Source organism: uncultured Subdoligranulum sp. (assembly GCF_937890665.1).
In genome coordinates, this window is the sequence record NZ_CALADU010000122.1 from 1 (window position 1) to 8,093 (window position 8,093).

Sequence of the window (8,093 nt, forward strand, 5' to 3'; positions counted from 1 at the left end):
AGCAGCTCATAGCCGAGAACGCCAGGGTCGCGCAGAACCAGGATGATTATGACCGAAACTACAATGAACTGGTCAGCCGGTATGAAGCGGCGAAGACGCAGTACGATAAGAGCTGTGAAGCCATCCAGTATCGCAAAGCCCGGAGTCGTCAGATGGACAGCTTCATCAAGGAGCTTCGGGATCAGGAACTCATCAAGGGGTTCGATGCCAGGCTGTGGGGCAGCCTGGTGGACTATGTGACGGTGGGCGTGGACGGCGGTATGACGGTGGTGTTCCGCGATGGGACGGATATACTGGTTTGAATACTTGCACAGTGCAGACGGATGTCTTTCCATACGGTGAATAATTATTGGTGCATATCAGCGCAAATAAGGCAAGACGCAGTCTGTATGGTTTTTAGCCTCACTGATGAATTTTTGTACGGCAGAGTTTTTGTTTAGGGCAGAGTCTTTGCGATAGTATATGCCCATTGGCGCACGGGGAGATTCGTCCCAAGGCAGAAAAGCAAGTTCCTTGTGAGGCAACGCTAAATGCTCGGGGATAAGCGCAAAACCCGCACCCGTCAGCGCCAGATTGTAGGCTTCGCTGATGGTAGCGCAGAGAATATTGTCCAGTTCATCGTTGACGGGAATGATGCGGTGGCCACGGGAAAAGGTATGCTTCAGAAGATACGGCGGTATGGCGATAATTTGACGATGAGGCCATAACCCCGAAGAAGAGACGCTTTTTTGGCGTCTTTTTTTGCATTGGAGAGCAAGTGCATGCGCCTTGCTCACGACGCAGATAAAACCATCGTCATGGAGCTTCACAAAATGAATTGCCTCGTCAGAAAATTTAGCATCCTTCATGCCAATGACCAGATCAAGCTGATTGACAGCAAGGCGGTGCAGATTGGCATCTGTTTGGTCGAGGGCAAGCTCCGGCAAAATGTTGTCCTGCGTCTCAAGCAGTGGAGTGAGGATTTTGCTGATGAGCCAATTTGCGTGGGAATCGGCGTAGCCAATTCGCAGGACATTCCGCTGACTTTTGTGAAAGCTCTCCATCCATTCTTTTGAGCGGTAGTAGATTTCGAGGATTTGCCGTGCATCGGGCAGGAACTGCCAGCCGATTTGCGTCAGCGTCACCGAACGGGTGGTGCGCTGAAAAAGTTGCACGCCCAGCTCGTTTTCCAGACTTTTGATTTGACGGGAGACGGCGGGCTGCGTCATGGAGAGCTGCTCGGCAGTCCTGGCGTAGTTCAGTGTCTTTGCGAGGGTGGCAAAGCATTCCAACTGTTGCGTGTTCATGGAAATCACCTCATCCCTATTATAACATGTCACACGGATTATTGATACGCCTAGCGTATCAATAATGCGAAATTTGCATTTCACAACCATGGCTGTTCCTGTTATTATGAACCTGTCGAAAGTTAATGCCAGCTAAAAGAAAGGATGATTCACATGGCACTCAAGAATTTAGCAGCATGGAACAAGAAGGCAGCCATGAACCTCGCCGGCTCCTCCTGCGGATCCGGCGACAAGATTATGTCCGTGGCTTGCGGTTCCGGGGATAAGGTATTGCCTGCCGCTTGCGGTTCCGGCGACAAGGTCGTGCCGACGGCTTGCGGCTCCGGCGACAAGTAATTTTGGTGTTCCGGTGGGCATGAATGTCCCCGTGGGGGCGTGGGTGCAAAATACACCTACATCCGATGACAGGAAAAAGCAGGGAGGGCGGTCGAGTGAAACCGTATTTTTCATTTCAGTGGCATATCACCGATGATTGCGATCAGCGCTGCAAGCACTGTTATATTTTCGCCGAAAACAAGGAGAAATGTATCAGCAGAATGACGCGGAAGCAGATGACGGCTGTACTGGAAAACTGTGAGGATTTTTGCGAAACCTTTGACCGTCAGCCCTACTTCTACCTGACCGGGGGAGATCCCATCCTGCATCCAGATTTTTGGTGGTTGCTGGAAAAATTCCGGGAAAGGAGCATTCCTTTTACTATCATGGGGAATCCCTTCCACCTGACGGAGGATGTATGCAGACGCATGAAGGAATGCGGCTGTGTGCGCTATCAGATGTCTATAGACGGTCTTCGGGAAACCCACGATTGGTTCAGGAAGCCGGGTTCTTACAAAACTACTCTGGAAAAAGTAGCCTTGCTGAATGGAGCAGGAATCCGCTCCATCCTCATGACCACCGTTTCCGGGAAAAATATAGACGAAATACCGCAAATTATCGATGCGGCGGTGGCGGCGGGAGCGAAGGTCTATGCCTTTGCCCGATACTGCCCTACTAACGAAGATAAAGATACAGGAATCACACCCCGGAGCTATCGGCAGCTTTTGGCCGAGTGTGACAGGAAGTTCCGTGCCTATGAGGAATCCGGCTGCGAAACCTATTTCAATCGCAAAGACCACCTCTGGACGCTCTATGATTACGAGGAAGGAAATTTTGCCATCCCGGAGGATGCAGAGCCTGAGATGATTTACAGCGGCTGTAACTGCGGAAACGGGCATTTGACGATACTGCCCACAGGCGAGGTCTATGCCTGCCGCCGGGTGCAAAACAGTCGTGTGGGCAATGCCTTTACAGACAGGCTGGCTGATTTGTGGGTAAACGAGCTGGAAGATTATCGGGAATATGATAAATTTGCCAAGTGCAGCAAGTGTGAGCTAAAGGCTTGGTGCCGTGGCTGTCCCGCCGTAGCATCTGCCAATTCCGGCGGAGATTTTTATGCCGCCGACCCGCAATGCTGGAAGGAGATTTGAGAGATATGGATATACTCACGCTGATGAAGGAACGCCGTTCTATTCGGAAATACCAAGACAAACAAGTTCCAAGGGAACTGGTGGACAAGATTGTAGAGGCAGGGCTGTATGCTCCCAATGCCGGAGGTGGTCAGCGCAGCATGATTGTTACTCTGCATAATGCAGAGTTGGCGAAGAAGCTCGGCAAGCTGAACTTTTCAACCTTTGACCGCAGTAAGCTCCTGGGCGGTCATGTGTCCGATGAGCAGCCTTCTGTCATTGATGATCCGAATATCAGGAACGGCTTTTACGATGCACCTACGGTCTGCGTGATTTTCGGGCAGAAGGATTTTCTTTTTAGTGTGGCGGATGCCTTCTGCATAGCGGAAAATATGATTTTGGCTGCTCATGCGCTCGGGGTTGATTCCTGCATTATTTCCCGTGCCGAGGAAACCTTTGCCCTGCCGGAAGGCAAGGCGTTCATGGAGGAATGGGGTGTGCCGGACACAATGGAGGCCAAGGCTTTTGTAACCTTGGGCTACCATGCGGGGGACTATCCGAAGGGCAAGCCCCGCAAAGCGTGCCGGAACATTGTGATTGAGTAGTTTATGGGGGAGACTTTTCGATGAACTTGATTAAAGGAATGCATCACGCTGCCTTGCGTTGCTGCGGCAAAGCCGAGATGGACGCTGTCATCACATTTTATTGTAACGTGCTGGGCATGAAGAGACTTCGGAGCTGGGGCGAGGACACAGAAGCCGGCGCCATGCTGGATACGGGCAGCGGCGTGATTGAGCTCTTTGCCAACGCCGAGCCGGGACGCAAGCCCGGACAGGTTGACCATATTGCCTTGGCTACCGACAAAGTAGACGATTGCATGGCGGCCTGTGCCAAGGAAGGACTGAAAGTCATCATGGCGCCGCAGGACATTGTCGTACCCTGCGAGACGCCCTACCCCTTGCGTATTGCCTTTGTAGAGGGCAAAGCCGGGGAAATCATTGAATTCTTTGACGAGAAGTAAGAAAGAAGGGTTAAGACCATGCATTTTTCCAGTGGTATCAATCGTCCTCCTTATGAGGCCAATGACGGATTTTTGCAGATTACATCAGGCTGCAGTCATGGGAGTTGTAAATTCTGTACCTTTTACAAGGAAAGTCCCTTTTCCCTGTCGCCCATGGAGGAAATAGAAGCTGACATTAAAGAACTGGCTCATTCGGGCTGGAGATTTGACCGCATTTATTTGCAGGGGGCTGATCCCTTCATTCGCAAGACCGAGGACTTGCTGAAAATCGCCGACATGATTTATCATTATCTTCCTCGGGTGAAATCCATCGGCGGCTACGCCCGTGTGGACAATCTCAAAAACAAGACGGTAGAGCAGGTGAGACAGCTCAAGGATGCGGGCTACAACTATTTCTACTTCGGCGTGGAAAGCGGCGACGATAAACTCCTCGACCGCATGAACAAGGGCTATCATGCCGACTATGTGCTGCACGAGTGCCGCAAAATGGACGAGGCGGGAATGCCTTGGATCGCCAATTTCCTCGGCGGACTTGGCGGCCATGGCTGGGGACTGTCCCATGCACGGGAAACGGCAAGGCTCTATAATCAGCTCAAACCAGCCATGATTTATGCTTCGGAACTGACGCTCTTTCCCGATACGCCGCTTTCCCGTGATGTGGCGGAAGGGAAATTCGCCGAAGCCACGGAGCGGGAACGCATGGAGGAAATGCAAGAGTTCATCCGTTGCCTGACCGTGCCCACCATCTTCCGCGCCGAGCATGTCACCATGCCCGTGCGTATCAATGGACGTGTGCCGGAGGACAAGGAGACCATGATAAGCCGTTTGCAGGAAACCATGGATAACAACGGCGAGGAAAGACTGCAAATGTATCGGAGCAGCGTGTACAGTCTGTAAGAAGGTGTCAACGTGATTCTCTACTTCAGTGCCACAGGCACCAATAAATACGTGGCGGAACAAATTGCCAAGGCAACCAACGACAAGATTGTTCCGCTGAAAGAATTGGTACGACAGGAGACGTATTCCATCGCTGTGCCAGAAGGGGAAAATTTCGGGGTGGTCATGCCGACTTATTGGGAAGGCCTGCCTGCGATTTTGCTGGACTATCTGCAAAAAGTCGAGATAAATTTGGAAGGGAGCAGCCATTACTGCTTCTTTGTGGCCACTTACGGCTGCGACTACGGCAATATTTTATCCACGGCGCAAAAGGAATTCGGCAAGGTGGGGATTTCCTTCGACAGCTTGTATGCGGCGCGTTTTGTCGATAATTGGAGCCCCATGTTTTACCTGAAAGATGCCCAACGCAACCGCCTCGCCGAGGAAAATGGCGAGGCCGAGACTCGTGCCATTATAGAGCAGATAATGCGCCGCGAAAAGGGGCACAGCCTACCGGATCAGATGCCGGGCATCATGGCGGCGGCAGCCAAGGCGAATTACAACCGCATCCGTAAAACGAAAAACTTCCGGCTGGACAGGGAAAAATGTATCGGCTGCGGGCTGTGCGCCAGACAATGCCCCCTCGATGCCATTGTCATGCAGGAAGGAAAGCCAAAGTGGGTCAAGGAAAAATGTACCCTGTGCCTCGGCTGTTTCCACCGTTGCCCGGCGGCAGCGATTGACTACGACGGAGGGCTTCGCAACGGGCAGTATGTCAATCGTCATGTCATGCTGGATGATTGAAAAGGGGAGAAAATGGCAATGGATTACAGGCAAATGGGTGAGCGGATTTACATTCGCATCGACAAGGGCGAGGAAATTCTCGCTCAGGTGGAAGATGTGTGCCGCAAGCTTCACATATCCGCCGCGACATTTCAAGGCATCGGGGCTTGCGGCGAGGTGGAAGTAGCAACTTATATCCCGGACAGGCAGGAATTTCTGCCCCATGTGCGGAATGGTATGCTGGAGATGATTTCCCTCGTGGGAAATATCGTGACCGGAAGGCAGGGGGAATTGGTGCAGCACGCCCATGCTCTCTTTTCTGCCTTTGATGAAGCAAAGGGACGTATAGACTATCTTGGCGGTCATTTGAAAAAAGCGACGGTGCTCTACACAGCGGAACTGGTTCTTGTCCCTGTGCAGGGCGGCAAGATTGGGCTGAGATATGATGCAGCTGCGGGAATTGATGTCTGGGATTTGGAGGCATAGGTATGATTTGGCAAAAAATGCTCTATAGGACTGGCGCACTTCTGCTGAGTACGGCGATTCTGCTGGCGGGAAGCATGGAAATAGGCGAGGCGGCTAAAGCCGGGAGCAGCAACGCACAGGATGTGCTAGTGCGGGCGCAGGAGCGTGATGCGACGTTTGCGCCCGCCATACGCTATTTTATGCAAGCGCCGGAAGCCAAGGGCAGCGATACGCCCTACGGGAACAATACGGTGGCAGGGCATTATGCGCAGGCTGGTGATGCCAGAATTTACTATGAGATTTACGGCAAGGGGAAGCCGCTGTTTGTTTTTCACGGCGGCGGCGTGGGTACGCCCTATGAAATGGGACAGATGATCGACAACTTGCGGAAGAATTACCAAGTGATTGTTGTGTCCACCCGCGGACACGGACGCTCAGAAATCGGCCATTCGGAGCTGACCTATGAGCAGAAGGCGAATGATATGCTGGCGGTGATGAAGGAAGTCACCAATGAGCCTGCTATCTTGCTGGGTTTCAGCGATGGTGCATATACAGCCTACAAGGTTGCCTCCATGTACCCGGAACGCACAGAGCGCATCGTGGCCATCGGTGCAGGTACACTCAAGCCAGGTTTTTTCAGCGGGGAAATGAAGGTAGCGGATTTAGAGAAAATAGATGCAGCTTTTATAGAGCAGCAGAAAAAAATCATGCCGGAGCCGGAACGCTATCAGGAATTTTGCACGAACTATATGAAATTCTGGAGCAAAATGGAAGTCGGCGAAGATTTCCTGCGGACGATTGAATGCCCAGTGCTGTTGATTGCCGGAGACGAGGATGACCATGCGCCTTTGGTGACGATGGTGGAGGCAGAGCAGTATATCCCAAAAGCCAGCCTATGTATCGTCCCCAAAGCATGGCACACGGCATTTCTTGATAATTTTGATGTAACATGGACAGCGATAGAGCAGTTCTTGCAAACGGATAAAGCAAAGCTAATCGGCAGCAGGAAAGTGGAGTATAACAGAAAATAATGTGATATAGGTTTTTGGGGGGGTGCAAAATCCCCACCGAGGGGGTGCAAGGGGGGTTCTTCGTTAATCGAGTATAGGGGTTGCATCGTTATTTTGTATCACTTTGATTGGTAAAGGGGAACTCCTCATCACTATCATGAGCAGCCTGGCACAGGAAGAAAACCGGAGCATTTCGGAAAACGTCACCTGGGGTCATCGGAAGCGGTTCGCTGACGGCAAGGATCTACCGATGCAACGACAAGTTCAAGAGCCATTGCAAGACACCGCATCTGACAGAGGATGATATCAAAGAAGCCTTCGTCCGGGCCGCCAACCGGCTCATCGAAAACAAAGCGGACGTACTTGACAGCATCACCCTGCTGAAGGAACGGCTCACTGACACAGAAGCCTTGGAAGAGGAGCGAGACAGGCTCAGCACAGATTTGAACCTGCTGGCCGACAAGGTACAGCAGCTCATAGCCGAGAACGCCAGGGTCGCGCAGAACCAGGATGATTATGACCGGAATTACAACGAACTGGTCAGCCGGTATGAAGCGGTGAAGACACAGTACAACAAGACCTGTGAAGCCATCCAGTATCGCAAAGCCCGGAGCCGTCAGATGGACAGCTTCATCAGGGAGCTTCGGGATCAGGATCTCATCAAGGAGTTCGATGCCAGGCTGTGGGGCAGCCTGGTGGACTTCATCACGGTATACAGCAAAGACGATATCCGGGTGACCTTCAAGGACGGGACGGAAATCAGAGCATAAAAAAGTCAGGGCAGTTTGCCAACTGAATGGCAGCTGCCCTGACTTTTTTATATTGCTTTTAACTGGGCGCGCAGTCTGGCTTCCGCTTTGTGATAAATGGTATCCAGAATATCCGCGTCATCTAAGCCCATGATATTAGCTCCTTGTTGTAGATTCCTTTTGTTCCTGTATACTATGATGGCGCAGATTTGTAAGGAAAAGAGTGAACCTGCCTATGCACACGGGGGTGTTCAAAATCCCTGCTATCGTTCGATTGTATCAAATACAGACACCTTTGAGATACAGCGTGCAGCCCGGGGAGGACGAAAGTGGCAGGAAAACGATGCGGAGAGGGTGTGCGTGGAGTATAAAAGGAGTATAAAAGGAGTATGTTTTATCCGATGTTGAAGTGGTAAACTAAAATTGGACACGGAGGGGGTAATTTTTGGACATACGGT

The 8,093-nt window shown here is 51.6% G+C and carries 10 protein-coding genes and 1 pseudogene; 10 read left to right on the top strand and 1 reads right to left on the bottom strand.

Annotated features, from left to right (window positions below):
* A pseudogene (locus Q0526_RS07395) lies at positions 1-302 on the top strand (recombinase family protein); the annotation flags it as partial.
* A gap of 57 nt (positions 303-359) precedes the next feature.
* Here Q0526_RS07395 and Q0526_RS07400 read toward each other — a convergent pair.
* Positions 360-1,286 (bottom strand): LysR family transcriptional regulator, encoded by a 927-nt coding sequence (locus tag Q0526_RS07400; RefSeq protein WP_173444458.1) that lies wholly within the window; start codon positions 1,284-1,286, stop codon positions 360-362.
* Positions 1,287-1,439: 153 nt separating this feature from the next.
* Here Q0526_RS07400 and acgA point away from each other — a divergent pair, with 153 nt between their 5' ends.
* From acgA to Q0526_RS07445, 9 genes are all read left to right on the top strand, one after another.
* Entirely contained in the window at positions 1,440-1,622 is a 183-nt protein-coding gene (acgA, locus tag Q0526_RS07405; protein WP_298732127.1) for an ACGX-repeat peptide, read from the top strand.
* 95 nt (positions 1,623-1,717) lie between these two features.
* On the top strand, positions 1,718-2,752 hold the full coding sequence (acgM, locus tag Q0526_RS07410) for a radical SAM/SPASM domain protein, ACGX system (protein WP_298732129.1): 1,035 nt from the start codon (positions 1,718-1,720) through the stop codon (positions 2,750-2,752).
* A gap of 5 nt (positions 2,753-2,757) precedes the next feature.
* Positions 2,758-3,336 (top strand): nitroreductase family protein, encoded by a 579-nt coding sequence (locus Q0526_RS07415; protein ID WP_298732131.1) that lies wholly within the window; start codon positions 2,758-2,760, stop codon positions 3,334-3,336.
* Between the two features lie 20 nt (positions 3,337-3,356).
* Positions 3,357-3,752 carry a VOC family protein gene (locus Q0526_RS07420; protein WP_173444454.1) on the top strand — a complete coding sequence of 132 codons (396 nt, stop codon included), beginning with the start codon at positions 3,357-3,359 and terminating at the stop codon, positions 3,750-3,752.
* 18 nt (positions 3,753-3,770) lie between these two features.
* Positions 3,771-4,649 carry a radical SAM protein gene (locus Q0526_RS07425; RefSeq protein WP_298732135.1) on the top strand — a complete coding sequence of 293 codons (879 nt, stop codon included), beginning with the start codon at positions 3,771-3,773 and terminating at the stop codon, positions 4,647-4,649.
* 12 nt (positions 4,650-4,661) lie between these two features.
* On the top strand, positions 4,662-5,432 hold the full coding sequence (locus Q0526_RS07430) for an EFR1 family ferrodoxin (protein ID WP_298732137.1): 771 nt from the start codon (positions 4,662-4,664) through the stop codon (positions 5,430-5,432).
* A gap of 12 nt (positions 5,433-5,444) precedes the next feature.
* Positions 5,445-5,897 (top strand): DUF296 domain-containing protein, encoded by a 453-nt coding sequence (locus tag Q0526_RS07435; protein WP_298732139.1) that lies wholly within the window; start codon positions 5,445-5,447, stop codon positions 5,895-5,897.
* Between the two features lie 2 nt (positions 5,898-5,899).
* Positions 5,900-6,907 (top strand): alpha/beta hydrolase, encoded by a 1,008-nt coding sequence (locus tag Q0526_RS07440; RefSeq protein WP_298732141.1) that lies wholly within the window; start codon positions 5,900-5,902, stop codon positions 6,905-6,907.
* Between the two features lie 389 nt (positions 6,908-7,296).
* Positions 7,297-7,656 carry a hypothetical protein gene (locus Q0526_RS07445; protein ID WP_298732144.1) on the top strand — a complete coding sequence of 120 codons (360 nt, stop codon included), beginning with the start codon at positions 7,297-7,299 and terminating at the stop codon, positions 7,654-7,656.
* Positions 7,657-8,093 lie beyond the last annotated feature (437 nt).